General features: G+C 68.8%; 13 protein-coding genes. 11 read left to right on the top strand and 2 right to left on the bottom strand.

From position 1 onward, the window contains the following. Positions 1–374 precede the first annotated feature (374 nt). Positions 375–725 (top strand): hypothetical protein, encoded by a 351-nt coding sequence (locus FCK90_RS13095; RefSeq protein ID WP_158034749.1) that lies wholly within the window; start codon positions 375–377, stop codon positions 723–725. Between the two features lie 75 nt (positions 726–800). Then, positions 801–1,478 carry an MOSC domain-containing protein gene (locus FCK90_RS13090; RefSeq protein WP_158034748.1) on the top strand — a complete coding sequence of 226 codons (678 nt, stop codon included), beginning with the start codon at positions 801–803 and terminating at the stop codon, positions 1,476–1,478. A 48-nt stretch (positions 1,479–1,526) separates the two neighbouring features. Here the strand turns inward: FCK90_RS13090 and FCK90_RS13085 are convergent, their stop codons facing one another. Continuing rightward, on the bottom strand, positions 1,527–2,222 hold the full coding sequence (locus FCK90_RS13085; protein ID WP_181954320.1) for a hypothetical protein: 696 nt from the start codon (positions 2,220–2,222) through the stop codon (positions 1,527–1,529). Between the two features lie 261 nt (positions 2,223–2,483). On the opposite strand from FCK90_RS13085, the gene FCK90_RS13080 reads away from it, so the two are divergent. Continuing rightward, the gene (locus tag FCK90_RS13080) at positions 2,484–2,963 is read left to right on the top strand and encodes a MarR family winged helix-turn-helix transcriptional regulator (RefSeq protein WP_158034746.1); all 480 of its coding nucleotides are present in this window, start codon (positions 2,484–2,486) and stop codon (positions 2,961–2,963) included. A gap of 88 nt (positions 2,964–3,051) precedes the next feature. After that, positions 3,052–4,914, top strand: a complete 1,863-nt coding sequence (locus FCK90_RS13075) for an ABC transporter ATP-binding protein (RefSeq protein WP_158034757.1) — start codon at positions 3,052–3,054, stop codon at positions 4,912–4,914. A gap of 22 nt (positions 4,915–4,936) precedes the next feature. On the opposite strand, the gene FCK90_RS13070 is transcribed toward FCK90_RS13075, so the two are convergent. Continuing rightward, complete coding sequence (locus FCK90_RS13070) at positions 4,937–5,965, bottom strand: DUF808 domain-containing protein (RefSeq protein WP_158034745.1); 1,029 nt, start codon at positions 5,963–5,965, stop codon at positions 4,937–4,939. Between the two features lie 156 nt (positions 5,966–6,121). Between FCK90_RS13070 and FCK90_RS13065 the strand changes: the two genes are divergently transcribed. The 7 genes from FCK90_RS13065 to FCK90_RS13035 all read left to right on the top strand — a co-directional run bounded on the left by FCK90_RS13065 (position 6,122) and on the right by FCK90_RS13035 (position 14,253). Beyond that, positions 6,122–7,228: an ABC transporter ATP-binding protein gene (locus FCK90_RS13065; RefSeq protein ID WP_158034744.1), complete on the top strand. Its 1,107-nt coding sequence runs from the start codon at positions 6,122–6,124 to the stop codon at positions 7,226–7,228. After that, positions 7,225–7,995 (top strand): ABC transporter permease, encoded by a 771-nt coding sequence (locus FCK90_RS13060; RefSeq protein ID WP_158034743.1) that lies wholly within the window; start codon positions 7,225–7,227, stop codon positions 7,993–7,995. Before FCK90_RS13065 ends, FCK90_RS13060 begins: the two co-directional genes overlap by 4 nt. Then, complete coding sequence (locus tag FCK90_RS13055) at positions 7,992–8,672, top strand: ABC transporter permease (RefSeq protein WP_158034742.1); 681 nt, start codon at positions 7,992–7,994, stop codon at positions 8,670–8,672. Before FCK90_RS13060 ends, FCK90_RS13055 begins: the two co-directional genes overlap by 4 nt. A 78-nt stretch (positions 8,673–8,750) precedes the next feature. Next, positions 8,751–9,710 (top strand): ABC transporter substrate-binding protein, encoded by a 960-nt coding sequence (locus tag FCK90_RS13050; RefSeq protein ID WP_158034741.1) that lies wholly within the window; start codon positions 8,751–8,753, stop codon positions 9,708–9,710. A gap of 514 nt (positions 9,711–10,224) precedes the next feature. Then, positions 10,225–12,252 (top strand): alpha-amylase family glycosyl hydrolase, encoded by a 2,028-nt coding sequence (locus FCK90_RS13045; RefSeq protein ID WP_158034740.1) that lies wholly within the window; start codon positions 10,225–10,227, stop codon positions 12,250–12,252. Between the two features lie 87 nt (positions 12,253–12,339). Then, positions 12,340–12,960 (top strand): superoxide dismutase, encoded by a 621-nt coding sequence (locus FCK90_RS13040; RefSeq protein ID WP_158034739.1) that lies wholly within the window; start codon positions 12,340–12,342, stop codon positions 12,958–12,960. A 309-nt stretch (positions 12,961–13,269) separates the two neighbouring features. Continuing rightward, on the top strand, positions 13,270–14,253 hold the full coding sequence (locus FCK90_RS13035) for a 2-hydroxyacid dehydrogenase (RefSeq protein WP_158034738.1): 984 nt from the start codon (positions 13,270–13,272) through the stop codon (positions 14,251–14,253). Positions 14,254–14,302: the final 49 nt, after the last annotated feature.

Below are 14,302 nucleotides of genomic sequence, written 5' to 3'. Positions count from 1 at the left end.
GCACTTCAGCCAGGACCCGCGGATCACGCACGTGATCGGAGACAGACAGTCGTAAAGGCACCAGGCCCCTCCGGCGACGACCCACCACCCTTCTAGGCACCACCTCGCCTCGAAGGCGGCACCGAGTAGAAGCGTCTTCCCGGAAATCTGCGCTTTCCGGATACTCGCGTTCGCCGTTTTCGGGACTGGCCGATATTCGCAAGCCCTCCGGTACGGCCCGTGCCGACGATCCGGTTGGCGGACCGGGCCCAGGGCCCTCGACTCTGGCGAGACCTTCCGAAGAAGGCCCTTGAAATGGAAGACGCCTTGTAATCCTGCAGAACCGTCCGGGCGGGCCGTGCGGTTGTGCAGGGCTGGTGTGATGGAATATATGCATGAAGTTCGACTTCCGCCGCCTGACCCCCGCTTTGGTGACCTCCCTTGCCCTTCTGTTCCTGGCGCTGCTGTGTGCGAGCGTCGGCTGGGTGGTCTTCGGGTGGATCGTGGGCCTGTTGGGGCTCGGCCTCAATATCATGGCTGTGGCAGTTACTCAGATCGACGACCCCATGGTCTATCAGCGTCCAGGCGTGGCGAAGTCCGGCCGGTCGAAGGTCGCCGCGAGCAGGTCAGCCGTGGACTCCGACGAAACGGAGACCTCCGACGACGGCAGCGACACCTCAGCCGCTAAGCCTTCGACGAAGGACTCTGACGCGGGCGGCGGTCCCAAGATCACCAAGCGCTTCTGACGGGCGGCGCGCGGAGCGGGGGCACACCCTCCGGCTCAGATCCTGCCCGGATCCTCGAACTGCAATGATGTCGTCATGCACACGAACGCCGTAGGCCAGGTCCTCAGCTTGAATGTGGGCGCCCGGAAACCGAACCCGGTCCCGGGGCGGCTGGAAACGGGGATCTTCAAGAAACCCGTGGAGGAGCTCGTCGAAGTCCGACCTCCCGGCCCGCGGGGAACCGGCCCCGGCTCAGGGTTGACCGGTGACTACATCGGCGATGGCCGCCACCACGGCGGTGACTACCAGGCGGTATACGCGTTCGCGCGAGAGGAGCTCGACTTCTGGGAGATCGAGCTGGGATACGAGATCCCGGACGGGACGTTCGGGGAGAACCTCACGACCACTGGATATGAGGTCGACAGCGCCGTCCTGGGGGAGATCTGGCGCATCGGCGACCTGCGCCTGCAGGTCACCGGCGGCCGGACCCCGTGCCGCACCTTCGCCGGGGTGATGCAGGAACAGGGCTGGGTCAAGACCTTTACGCAGCGCGCTCGCACCGGTGCCTATCTCATGGTGCTCTCGCCCGGGAGTATCCGGGCGGGCATGGACATCCAGGTCGAGTCCCGCCCCGACCACGGCGTCACCGTCGCCGAGTCCTTCCGCGCGGAGCCCACGGATCGCTCGCTGCTCAGGCGAATGCTGGATGCCGGGCCGTACCTGCACCCCGAACTGCGCCAGAAGGCGGAGCGGGCTGCGGGAGGCTCATCCTGAGCCCGCCCGATCTCGGTGCGGGCCAGGGCCGTTCCCAACGGCACGTGCTTAGTTCATCGCCGCCGCACGATAGATCTTCTGGACCGACTCGGGCTCAAGGCGGGTCTCCACCGCGGTGCTCGTCTCCGGGGTGCGCCGCAGATAGCGCACCGGACCGTGCTGCCCGGTCTCCAGGCGCAGGGCGTCCAGGGTGGCGTAACGCTGCAGCGATACGGCGGTGAACCGCGAGCCCTGCACGGGGGAGACGGAGAGGGTCAGCTCGACCTCGACCGTCGACAGGTCCTTCTCCTCCGCATCGTCGTCCATCTCCGCGCGATCGGGCAGGTGCTCCGCCGTCGTGTCCTCGGTAGGGCGGAGGGGACCGTCGGCGCCATCGGTCACCGCTCCCTCGGGCTCCTCGCCGCCGATGGCGTCGTCTTCATGGCTGGCGTCGTCGTCATCGCCGAGAATACGGATGTTGCGCACCACGCCCACGCCGTATCCGACAGAGCCCGCCATGTGGTGCCCCAGAACGTCTCTCGCCTGCCGCATGATCGCCTTGACCCGCGAGATCCAGATCAGCACGGAGGCCACGAGGACGACGGCGATCACGCCGAGCCACAGGCCGGAGTCGCTGGCTCGCCACTGCAGCCACGCGATGGTCAGCAGGACGACGGCGACGACGGGCACCAGGACGATCAGGACGTTGCCCTTGACGCCCCCGATCTGACGCAGGGCCTGGGGGTCCGCACGGACCTCGTCCATGACTTGACGCTCGAAACGGCGTTCCGAGCTGCTGCCGTGGGCAGGTAGGGGTGTAGGCCAGGTTCCCTGATCGTCCATGGTGGACATTCTCGCAGAACCGCCTCGCGGAACCGCACCGGCCGGCGTCGTGCGGAGGCTTCCGACGGCGGCCGGCTGGACCCGACCCCATAACAACAGTGAACTGTTAATTGCCGTAACAATTGCCCAGGGCCAATTTAGTTGACGTGTCAAATATAGATATTAGACAGTAGGGTTATCAACATGTCAGAAACCAGGTGGCTGAGCCCTGAAGAGCATGAGGCGTGGCTGGCCCTCATCTCAGTCATGTTCAAGACCCCCGGCACGATCGAACGCCAGCTTCTCGAGGACTCGCAGCTGAGCCTTGCCGAATATCTCGTGCTGGCCATCCTCTCCGAGGCCCCTGACCGCCAGTGCCGCATGTCGGACTTGGCGACCGCGACGTTCACCGCGCAGTCGCGGCTCTCCCGCATCGTCACGCGCCTCGAAGCCCAGAAGCTCATCGAGAGGTCGGGGAACACCGCCGACAAGCGCATCGTGGTCGCCATGCTGACCGACGCCGGTATGGCGCGCGTCGAGGCCGCTGCCCCGCAGCACGTCACCCACGTGCGCAATGCGATCTTCGACAGGCTCACCTGCGATCAGGTCCAGCAGCTCACCACCATCTGCCGGGTGCTGACCTCGGGCGACGAAGGGGCGAAGGCACCCGCATCGCTGCAGTGACCGAACCGCCGCCGTCGCGGCGGACGAGGGCCCGGAGCGAAACCCCGGGTAAGGGGTACCAGCGCGGTCCTACAGTGTCCGCGTGAGTATGCAGTCTTCCCCGATGGCGATGATGTACAACGCGACGCGGGGCCAGGAGTTCAAGGGCAGCCGGATCACGCGGGAGACGGTCGGCCGGGTGTTCCGGTTCGCCGCGCCGCACCGCCGCATGCTGCTCTACTTCCTCCTGGTATCCATCGCCGTCTCCGGCCTGGGCGTGATCACGCCGGTTCTCGCCGGTGACGTGGTCAACGCGATCACCGGAGGCGGCCCGGCGCAGCGTGTGATGTGGCTGGCCGTCCTGATCGCGGCGGTGGCCGTGGCGACGGCGGCGCTGGGCGTCGTGAACCGGTGGCTTTCCTCCAGTATCGGGGAAGGGCTGATCTTCGACCTGCGCACGGCGGTCTACGACCACGTCCAGACGCTGCCCGTGGCGTTCTTCTCCCGCACCCGCACCGGTGCCCTGGTGTCCCGTCTGAACAACGACGTCATCGGGGCCCAGCGGGCGTTCTCCAACACCCTCTCCGGGGTGGTGTCGAACCTGGTCTCCGTGGCCCTGACCATCGCCGTCATGCTGACCATCTCGTGGCAGGTGACCCTGCTGTCGCTGCTGCTGCTCCCGGTCTTCCTGATACCGGCCCGGCTGGTGGGCGGGCGCCTGGCGAACCTGCAGAGGGAGTCCGCGCAGCACAACGCCTCGATGTCGACGCAGATGACGGAACGGTTCTCCGCCGGCGGGGCCACGCTGATCAAGCTCTTCGGCGACCCGGAGGCGGAATCCCGGGAGTTCGAGTCCCGCGCCGACCGCGTCAAGCGGATCGGAGTGCGGATCGCCATGCTGCAGGCGACCTTCGTGACCGCCCTGACGCTGGTCTCGGCGCTCGCGCTCGCCCTGGTCTACGGCGTGGGCGGCGTGCAGGCGATCCTGGGCAACCTCGACGCCGGACAGGTGGTCACCCTGGCCATGCTGCTCACCCAGCTCTACACGCCGCTGACCATGCTCGCCAACGCGCGCCTGGACATCATGAGCGCCCTGGTCAGTTTCGAGCGGGTGTTCGAGGTGCTCGACCTCAAGCCGATGTTCACGGAGTCCGACGACCCCGACCCGGTCCCCGACGGGCCGGTGACCGTGGAGTTCGACGACGTCTCCTTCACCTACCCCTCCGCCGACGAGGTCTCGCTGGCCTCCCTGGAGGACGTGTCGGTCCTGGATGCACGCGCGGGTGACGAGGTCCTGCACGGCGTGGACTTCACCGTCGGACCCGGGCGGACCGTGGCGCTGGTGGGTTCCTCGGGCGCCGGCAAGTCCACCATCGCCTCCCTCGTCCCGCGGCTCTACGACACGACCGGGGGCACGGTACGCCTGGGCGGGGTGGATGTGCGCGACGCATCGTTCGCGCAGCTGCGCCGGACCGTGGGCATGGTGACCCAGGACGGTCATCTGTTCCACGAGTCGATCCGCGCCAACATGGCCCTGGTCGACCCGCAGGCCACCGACGACGAGATGTGGTCCGCCCTGGAACGGGCCCGGATGGACCACGTGGTCCATGAGCTGCCCGACGGCCTGGACACCGTGGTCGGCGAACGCGGCTACCGGCTCTCGGGTGGTGAGCGCCAGCGCCTGACCATCGCCCGGCTGCTGCTCGCGGCCCCGCGCGTGGTGATCCTGGACGAGGCGACCTCCGCCCTGGACTCCACCAACGAGGCGCATGTCCAGGCCGCGCTGGACGAGGCCATGAGCGGCCGCACGGCCCTGGTGATCGCCCACCGCCTGTCCACCGTCAGGAAGGCCGACGAGATCCTGGTGGTCGAGGATGGCCGCATCGTGGAACGCGGACGGCACGCCGATCTGCTGGCGGCCCACGGACGCTACGCGGAGCTCTACGAGACCCAGTTCGCCGAACAGGAGTAACAGGAGTAGGCGGGGCCGCCCGTCAGCGGGACGAGGCGGCCGAGGATGCCGACGAGTTGGGATGGCGCGTGGTGAGCTGCCCCGCCCCACGGCCGGTGATCGCCTTGATCCCAGTGACGGCCAGTACCACCACCGCGCCCCAGACCAGGCCCAGGATCGCGGAGAAGAAGGTGTTGACCACCCAGGCGACGGCCCCGGAGACGGCAGGAAGGGCCGCCGCGGCGGCCTCCTCGGCGTGGTGGACGAACTCGTAGAGCGGGTGCCAGCCGAGTTCGTCCAGGCCGACCAGGATGATGTGCCCGCCGACCCAGAGCATGGCCACGGTGCCCACCACGGAGATCACCTGGAGGACCTTCGGCATCGCCGTGACCAGGGCCTTGCCGACCCTCTGCGCGCCGGCGGAGTCCTTGCCGGCCAGGTGCAGCCCGACGTCGTCCATGCGGATCAGGGCGGCCACCACGCCGTAGACCAGGGCGGTGATGCCGATGGCCACGATGATCAGGATCACCGCGCGGGAGAGGACGGGCTCGGAGGCCACCTCGTTGAGGGAGATCACCATGATCTCCGCCGAGAGGATCAGATCCGTGCGGATGGCCCCGGAGACCACTTTGTCCTCACCGGATTTGCCGCCTTCGCGGGTGCTCTCGTCCGCGGACGCCTCCGATCCGACCACCGGCTCGAGATGCTTGTCGTGCCCGGCGATCGCACCCCAGATCTTCTCCGCACCCTCGAAGCACAGATACGTGCCCCCGGCCATCAGGATGGGGGTCAGGGCCCACGGGGCGAACTGGCTGAGCAGCAGCGCGACCGGCAGGATGATGAGCAGCTTGTTGCGCAGCGAGCCCTTGGCGATCCGCCAGATGATCGGCAGCTCGCGCTGCGGCTCGACCTCGCGCACGTACTGCGGTGTCACCGCCGTGTCGTCGACGACGACGCCCGCCGCCTTGGCGCTCGCACGGCCGGCCGCGGCGCCGATGTCGTCGAGGGAGGCCGCCGAGGCGCGGGCCAGCGCTGCGACGTCGTCCAGCAGCGCGATCAAGCCGCCGCTCATCGGGTCATCATCCCGTCGATCGAGTTCATGGGGCTAACAGTAGAGAACGCCGGCTCGCACCGGAACACGGAACGTACGGGTAAGTGTTAAGGGGGCGGATGGTGTCGGTGCGATGGAATAGGGTGAATCCGTCACTCGAGGTCAGGAAAACCTGCCATGGGCAATCACGCCATCAGCTTCCGTGACGTGCGGAAGACCTATCCGGACGGCACCACCGCCGTCGACGATCTCAGCCTGGATGTCCCGGAGGGCTCGCTGACGGTCTTCGTAGGGCCCTCCGGCTGCGGCAAGACCACGTCGCTGCGGATGATCAACCGCATGGTGGAGCCCACCTCCGGAACGGTCGAGGTCAACGGGCAGGACGTCTCCTCCGTCCCCGAGGCCCGGCTGCGGCGGTCCATGGGTTACGTCATGCAGGCCTCCGGCCTGCTGCCGCACCGCACGGTGCTGGAGAACATCGCCACCGTGCCGCGACTGCTCGGCCGGTCCAAGCGGGAATCCAGGGAGCGCGCCGAGTCGCTGCTGGAGACCATCGGCCTGGACCGCGATCTCGGAGGCCGCTATCCCTCCCAGCTGTCGGGCGGGCAGCAGCAGCGGGTGGGGGTGGCCCGGGCACTGGCCGCGGATCCGCCCGTGCTGCTCATGGACGAGCCCTTCTCCGCGGTGGACCCCGTGGTGCGTGCCGACCTGCAGCGCGAACTGCTGGATCTCAAGCAGCGCCTGAACAAGACGATCGTGTTCGTCACCCATGACATGGACGAGGCGGTGCTGCTGGGAGACCGGGTGGCCGTGTTCGCCACGGGCGGGCGGCTGGCCCAGTACGCCCCGCCGGAACAGGTCCTGCGGGCCCCGGCCGATCAGTTCGTCTCCGATTTCGTGGGGCGCGACCGTGGCTTCCGGGCCCTGTCCTTCGACTCCCACGAGGTGGCCCTGTCCGGTGTGCTGAGCAGGAACCACGAGGGCGAGACCACGGTCCTGGGCGGATCGGAGGCGACCGGCGGCTGGACCCTGGAAGTCGACGCCGCGGGTCGTCCCGTCGGCTGGCTGGCCCCCGGCGAGTCCGACGGGGCGGACACGTCCGCCCACAGGGTCGGAGGATCGCTCTACCGGCCGGGCGGCTCCTTGCGCTCCGCCCTGGACGCGGCTCTCTCCTCGCCTTCCGGCCTGGCCGTCGCCGTCGACGACTCCGGCCGGGTTCGCGGCGTCCTGCGCCCTCAGGACGTGCTGGCCGCCATCGAGCAGGCACGCGGAGCGCGATCATGACCTGGCTGCCGGACAACGTGGACCTCGTGCTGCGGCTGACGGGCACGCATCTGTTCCAGTCGGTGCTGCCCGTCGTGCTGGGCCTGCTGATCTCGATCCCCCTGGCCCGGCTGGCGGCCGGTTCGCGGTGGGTCCGTCCCCTGATGGTCAATGGCGCCGCCCTGCTGTACACCATCCCGTCACTGACGCTGTTCGTCGTCCTGCCGGTGGTGCTGGGCACGCGGATCACCTCGATCGTCAACGTGATCGTGGCGCTGACGATCTACGTGGTGGCGATCCTGGTGCGCTCCTGCACCGATGCCTTCAGATCGGTGGACCGCTCCGTCCTCCAGGCGGCGACCGCCATGGGCCATACGCCCTGGCAGCGGTTCTGGGCCGTTGAGCTGCCGCTGGCCGTCCCGGTCATGCTGGCCGGGGTGCGCACCGCGGTGGTCGCCAATATCTCCATGGTCTCTGTGGGGGCGGTCATCGGGATCCAGTCGCTCGGAACCCTGTTCACCGACGGACTGCGACGCGGCATCGCCGAGGAGATCCTGGTGGGCGTTGTGGTCACCGTCGTCCTGGCCGTGGGCCTGGACCAGATCCTGCGCCTCACGGGGCTGGTGCTCACCCGCTGGCAGCGGCCCGGAGGACGGGCTGGCGGACGGGCTGGCGGACGACGGCGCGACCCCCGCGGCGGCCGCTCCGACAGCGCGGGGACGGCTGGAACCGGTCCCGCACCTGATACGACTGCCGGCCGTATCGCGGCCACCGGGGGTGGAGCATGAATCTGCTGGCCGGTACGTGGCAATGGCTCGTGGACCCCGCCAACTGGTCCGGAGCGGGTGCGATCCCGTCCAGGATCCTCGAGCACCTGGCGTACTCGGGGATCGTGATGGTGGTCGCCGTCGTCGTCGCCGTTCCGCTAGGACTGCTGGTGGGTCACACCGGCCGCGGCTCGGGTGCGGTGATCGGGGTCTCGGGTGCGCTGCGCGCCCTGCCCACCCTGGGCCTGCTGACCCTGTTCTCCTTGCTCATGGGCCTCGGGCTGGTGCCGCCGCTGCTGGCCCTGGTGATCCTGGCCGTACCGCCGATCCTGACGGCCACGTACGCCGGGGTGGCGGAGGTGAGCCCCCAGGTCAAGGACGCCGCCAAGGCCCAGGGCATGACGCCCCTGCAGGTGCTGACCCGGGTCGAGATGCCGCTGGCTCTGCCGGTGGCCATGGGCGGGATCCGCAACGCGGCCCTGCAGGTCATCGCGACGGCGACCGTGGCCGCCTACATCAACCTGGGAGGCCTCGGCCGGTACCTGATCGACGGACTGGCCGTGCGCGACTACTCGCGGATGCTGGGCTCCGTGCTGCTCGTGGCGGTCCTGGCGCTGGCGATCGACGCCGTCCTGGCCGCATTGCAGAGAGCCCTCACCTCCCCGGGTATCCGGGCCAGCCCGGCCGGAGCCCACTGACCGGCACACTCGCCCCGCCCGCTCAGCAGCCATCAGCCCATCACGTCATCAGTCCAGCCGCCCACCGAGGAGAAGACCATGTCACGTACGCCCCAGCTTCCCGCACGTTCCCGGCGCGTTGCCCGCCGTCATGCCGTTCTGCCGCTCGCCGTGGCGGGCTTGTTCCTCCTGAGCGCGTGCGGTGGCGGCGACCCGCTGGCCGACGACGACCAGAGCACGCAGGCCGACGGGTCGGTCACCGTGGGATCGGCGGACTTCCCGGAGTCGCAGATCATCGCGGAGCTCTACGCCGGCGTGCTGGAGGATGCGGGCGTGGAGACCTCCACGGAACCGGGCATCGGGGCCCGCGAGGCGTATATCGGCGCCCTGGAGGACGGATCGATCGACCTGGTCCCCGACTACACCGGCAACCTCCTGCTCTACGTGGATCCCGAATCCTCGGCGGCCTCCGCCGAGGAGATCATGAACGAGCTCCCCGACGCCCTTTCCGACGGGCTGATGGTGCTGGAGGCCTCCGAGGCGGAGAACAAGGACGCGATGGTGGTGACCCAGCAGACCGCCGACGAGTACTCGCTGACCAGCATCGCCGACATGGCTCCCGTGTGCGGCCAGCTGGTGATCGCCGGTCCGCCCGAGTTCCAGGAGCGGGCCTACGGGCTGTCCGGGCTCGAGGAGAACTACGGCTGCGTGCCGCAGTCGTTCGAGCCCATCAACGACGGCGGCGGCACCCTGACCGTGGAAGCTCTGACCCGCGGGGATGTGGACGTGGCGGACATCTTCACCACGACCCCGGCGATCGAGGAACAGGACCTGGTGGTGCTCGAGGACCCGGAGAACAACTTCCTGGCCCAGCAGGTGATCCCGCTGACCGCGGAGGGGCGCCTGCCCGAAGGGGCCGAGGACGCCCTGAACGAGCTGTCCGCCAAGCTGACCACGCAGGACTTGATCGAGCTCAACCAGGCCATCTCCGGGGACGGGGCCGTAAGCCCGCAGCAGGCCGCTCAGGACTGGCTGAGCCAGAACGGCTACGACGCCTAGTCACAGGCGGCACAAGGTGTTCCGCCCGGTGGAGACCCGGGCGGAACACCGTTGTCCACAGCTTGTGGACAACGGTGTGGAGAAGGCTGTGGATCCTTGTGGACGAGGTGTGGACACACGAGCTTTCAACCGTTCCCCCGGTCGTGCTCCGGGCCGGGCCATGCGTGACGCTGAGGGGGCGGCCTGCAAAAATCGGGCCACCTCTCTAGTATGGCGAGTAGTCGGCAGCTTCTGCTCCGCGCCGAGATCGGGCCCAGATCGGCTGGTCTCTCCGCACACTGCCGGATTTGGCAAGTCTCGGTGTCAACGACGATCCTGAGTTAGGTCCGCCTGCAACATCTGTTCGTTCCAGGCCGATTCCAGGGGAGTCACGATTACTTCGAACGCACGCCATGAGCCCGCATCCGATCCACTCGACCTGGGGTACCTCCTGCCCGCTAAGGGGTCGGCGCCGGGCGGCGGCAGGCGACGGCGTAGCGGATCCCGCGGCACCGGGCCCACGGGAGCGCCGTCGGTGCCTTCCATCGTGACCGGGGGCACCCATACGGCGGCTGGGGCCCAGGATCAGCGCGACCAGGGCGAGGCGGTGGTCGAGGAGCTGCCCCGGTTGAGGGACGCCCAGGACCTGCCCGCCCCCGACGCCACCGTGGCCGAACTGCTCACGGTGGCCCGGGCGCGGCTGGAGCAGGTGGACCTGAGCGGCGAGGCGCAGCACGACGAGTTCCTCAGCCGGCTCGACCGCTATCTGCAGCCCCTGATCAGCACGGTGCGCGAGCTCTACGGCGAACGTGTCAGCGCCGAGGAGATGCAGCTGGTCATCGGAGACCTCGGCTCCCTGATCGCCTATTCCTGGAGGGCGCGTCCGGACTACTTCCGCGGGGTCGACTCCGACCGGGAGCACCATGCCCCGTGGTGGAACTCGCGCAACGCCGTCGTCGCCGCCTGTTATGCCGACCGCTGGGCCGGCGGATTCCAGGGCGTGCGGGAACGCATTCCGTACCTGAGGGAACTCGGGATCACGCACCTGCGGCTCCTGCCGCCCTTCCGGCCCGCCGATACCCAGGACGACGGCGGATTCTCCGTGGCCTCCTACCGCGAGGCCAACCCGAAGCTGGGGACCATGGCCGAGCTCGCCGAACTGGGCGAGACGCTGCAGGAGCACGGCATCTCGCTGATGCTCGACGTCGTGCTCTCCCGCACCGCCCCCGAGCACCCGTGGGCCCGCGCCGCGGTGCGGCGCAACCCGTTCTTCGAGAAGTTCTACTGCGTGCAGCCGGCCGGTCCGACCGGTGACGCGACGCAGCGCCCCGTGTGGGCCCAGGGCCCCGCGTGGGAGCGTATGGCGCCCAAGGACCCCTCCGACCGCCGCCGGGTGCGGACCTCCGAGCAGGCCCACCAGTGGGACCTGGACTGGACTAACCCCCGGGTGTTCCTGGGCATGGCCGGGGAGATGCTGCACGTGGCCGGGCTGGGTGCACAGGTGCTCCGGGTCGGGTCGCCGTGGCAGCTGTGGCGGGGCGCCGTCGGCTGCTCGGACGTCTACACCTCGGGCAGCAGGGTGCTCAGCGCCCTGGGCAACCTGCTGCAGATCGTGGCCCCGTCCGTGGTCCTGGAGTCCAGCGACCCCGCTGAGATGCGAACGCCGGGGGGCGGAGCGCAGGTGGCGGAGGGCCTGGATCGCGCGGCCTTGATCTGGAGCTCGATCGCCACCAGGGACGCCACCATGCTGGCCCTGGACCTCCGCGACCGCGGCGGACCCGCAGAGGGGAAGGGCTACCTGCAGCCGGTCCGCAACCACGACGCCCTGCAGTGGACGTTCTCCGACGACGTCGTCCTAGCCGCCGGGCTGAACCCCGACGCGCACCGCAGGTTCCTGGGCGAGTTCTACTCCGGCCGGTACGAGGGCTCCTTCGCGGCCAACCCCGTGACGCCGTCGCGGTCCGGCCGGGCCGGGGTCGGCGTGTGCGGTACCGCGGCCTCCCTGGCCGGGGTGCGCCATGAGCCCGGCCCGGGCGCCGACCGCGTGCTGCTGGCCCACGCCGTGGCGTTCTCCCTGTGCGGGGTGCCGGAGCTCTGGCTCGGGGACGAACTGGGCGTTCTCGACGACCCCCTGTGGTCGCTCGAATCCGGCCACGAGTCCGACCCCCGGTGGGCCAACCGGACCCGGATCGAGCAGGACGCCATCGCGGCCCGGCATGACCTGTTCTCCGTGGCCGGGCGGCTCTACGGCGCGATCCGGCGCATGCTCCAGATCCGGTCCTCCGCTCCAGAGTTCGACGGTCAGGACGTGATCGATTTCGACACCCGCAACGAGCCCGTCCTGGGCTACCAGCGTCCCGGCCAGGACGGCAGCGTGGTCCTGTGCCTGGCCAACTTCTCCGACTGGACCCAGTACGTCACCGGGGAGACGCTCTCCGGATTCCAGTCCCACGCGACCTCTCTGCAGGACGATTCCCGGATGGACCTTCGCCACGGGGTGCTCCTGGAAGCCCACGGATGGGCTTGGATCCGGTGTATTCCCCGCAGGCCGATCCGGGGCTGAACCTCCGCTACTGGCTGAACGGCCTTGACCGACCGGGCTGCTCTCGATTGGATTGAGGGGTAGAGATTTCGATAGAGAGGGTTTGTCATGGCTGAGAAGTTTGTTCTGCCCGAGCTCGATTACGATTACGCCGCTCTTGAGCCGCACATCTCCGCGCGCATCATGGAGCTCCACCACTCCAAGCACCACAACACCTACGTGACCGGTGCCAATACCGCGCTGGAGAAGATGGAGGAGGCTCGCGCCAACGGCGATTCCGCCGGTGCCGCCAAGCTGTCGAAGGACCTCCAGTTCAACCTGGGCGGTCACGTTAACCACTCGATCTTCTGGAAGAACATGTCCCCGGACGGGGGCGGCAAGCCCGACGGCGAGCTGGCCTCCGCCATCGACGACGCCTTCGGCTCCTTCGATGCCTTCCAGGCCCAGTTCACCGCCGTCGCGACCACCATCCAGGGTTCCGGCTGGGCGATCCTGGCCTACGAGCCCATCGGCGGCAACCTGGTCATCGAGCAGATGTACGACCAGCAGAACGGCGTCCCGCTCGCCACCATCCCGCTGCTGCAGCTGGACATGTGGGAGCACGCCTTCTACCTGGACTACCAGAACGTCAAGCCTGACTACGTCAAGGCATGGTGGAACATCGTCAACTGGCAGGACGTCGCCCAGCGCCTCGAGAAGGCCCGCGCCGGCGGTTCCTCGATCATCTGATCGCCTGCCCGCGTGACCTCACCGGTCACGGGTCATCGCGGCTACCGACTGCGCAGTCGGTAGCCGCGATTTCTTGTGTGCACCCGCTCCCCGAGCTGTCGAGCCGGCATTCCGGTGGCCGTCCTTGGCCGACCGGTCACTTCAATCGCCCATCAGTCCTGATGCCCGATCGAATCGACCACTCGCCTGGCACAGGCGATTGGACTGACGCCGTCGCCGCGGAGTGAGAGCATGGAGGGGTGCTCAGGGCCGAGCGCAGACGCCCGGCCGTATGCTGCCCGTGAGGGCGAAACAGAGAGGTGACCACTCATGCCGTCGTTCCTTTTCACCGCCCCGCTGCCCGGACCCGCCGAGGAGATGCTGCGCGAAGTCGGGGAGGTGGAGATCGCTCATGGCTACGGACCGGAGGAGCTCAAGGAGGTCGCTGCGAGCGGGCGGTACGACGTCCTGATCACGCAGCTCTCGGACCAGATCACCGCGGACGTCCTCGACGGAGCGAAGATCAAGGGCGTGGCCAACTTCGGGGTGGGCTACAACAACATCGACGTCGACTCGGCGACCGCCAACGGGATCTTCGTGGGCAACACCCCCGACGTCCTCTCGGACGCCTCTGCCAACACGGCGATGCTGCTCCTCCTGGCCGCCGCGCGGCGCGCCCACGAGGGCGAGCGCCTGGTGCGCTCCGGTCAGTTCCAGGGCATGACCCCTGAGCTGCTCCTCGGCGCGGACATCACCGGGACCCGCCTGGGCATCGCGGGGCTGGGCCGCATCGGCAAGGCCATGGCCCGGCGTGCGCTGGGCTTCGGTATGGAGGTGGTCTTCGTCCAGCGGCCCCCGCATGATCGTGAGGTGTCCGACGACGAACTCGGCGACCTGGCCGGCAAGGTCGAGCAGGTCTCGTGGGACGAGCTGCTGGAGACCTCCGATCACATCTCCCTGCACGTCCCGCTGACCCCCGACACCAAGCATCTGATCGGTGCGGACGAACTGGTGCGGATGAAGTCCACCGCGATTCTGGTCAACACCGCCCGCGGACCCGTCGTCGACGAGCAGGCGCTCGTGACGGCGCTGCGCAATGGAACCATCGAGGCCGCCGGCCTGGACGTCTTCGAGAACGAACCCGATCTGGCCGATGGTCTCGCGGAACTGCCCAACACCTTCCTGCTGCCGCACATCGGTTCCGCCGAACGGTCCACCCGGGCGCGGATGGGCGAGATGTGCGCCGAGAACGCCCTGGCCATGGCTCGCGGGGGGGTCCCTCCGTACCCCGTGAACCGGGAGGTCGCGCGCTGAGCTGAGCGGCGTAGGCGCGGAGGGCGAACCGCGGAGGGGCCTCCGGGTT

It is taken from the genome of Kocuria coralli, from assembly GCF_008831305.1.
In the GTDB taxonomy this organism is placed as follows: Bacteria; Actinomycetota; Actinomycetes; order Actinomycetales; family Micrococcaceae; genus Kocuria; species Kocuria coralli.
Note: the sequence above shows the minus strand (reverse complement) of the source record. Positions and strands in the feature narration are given on the sequence as shown.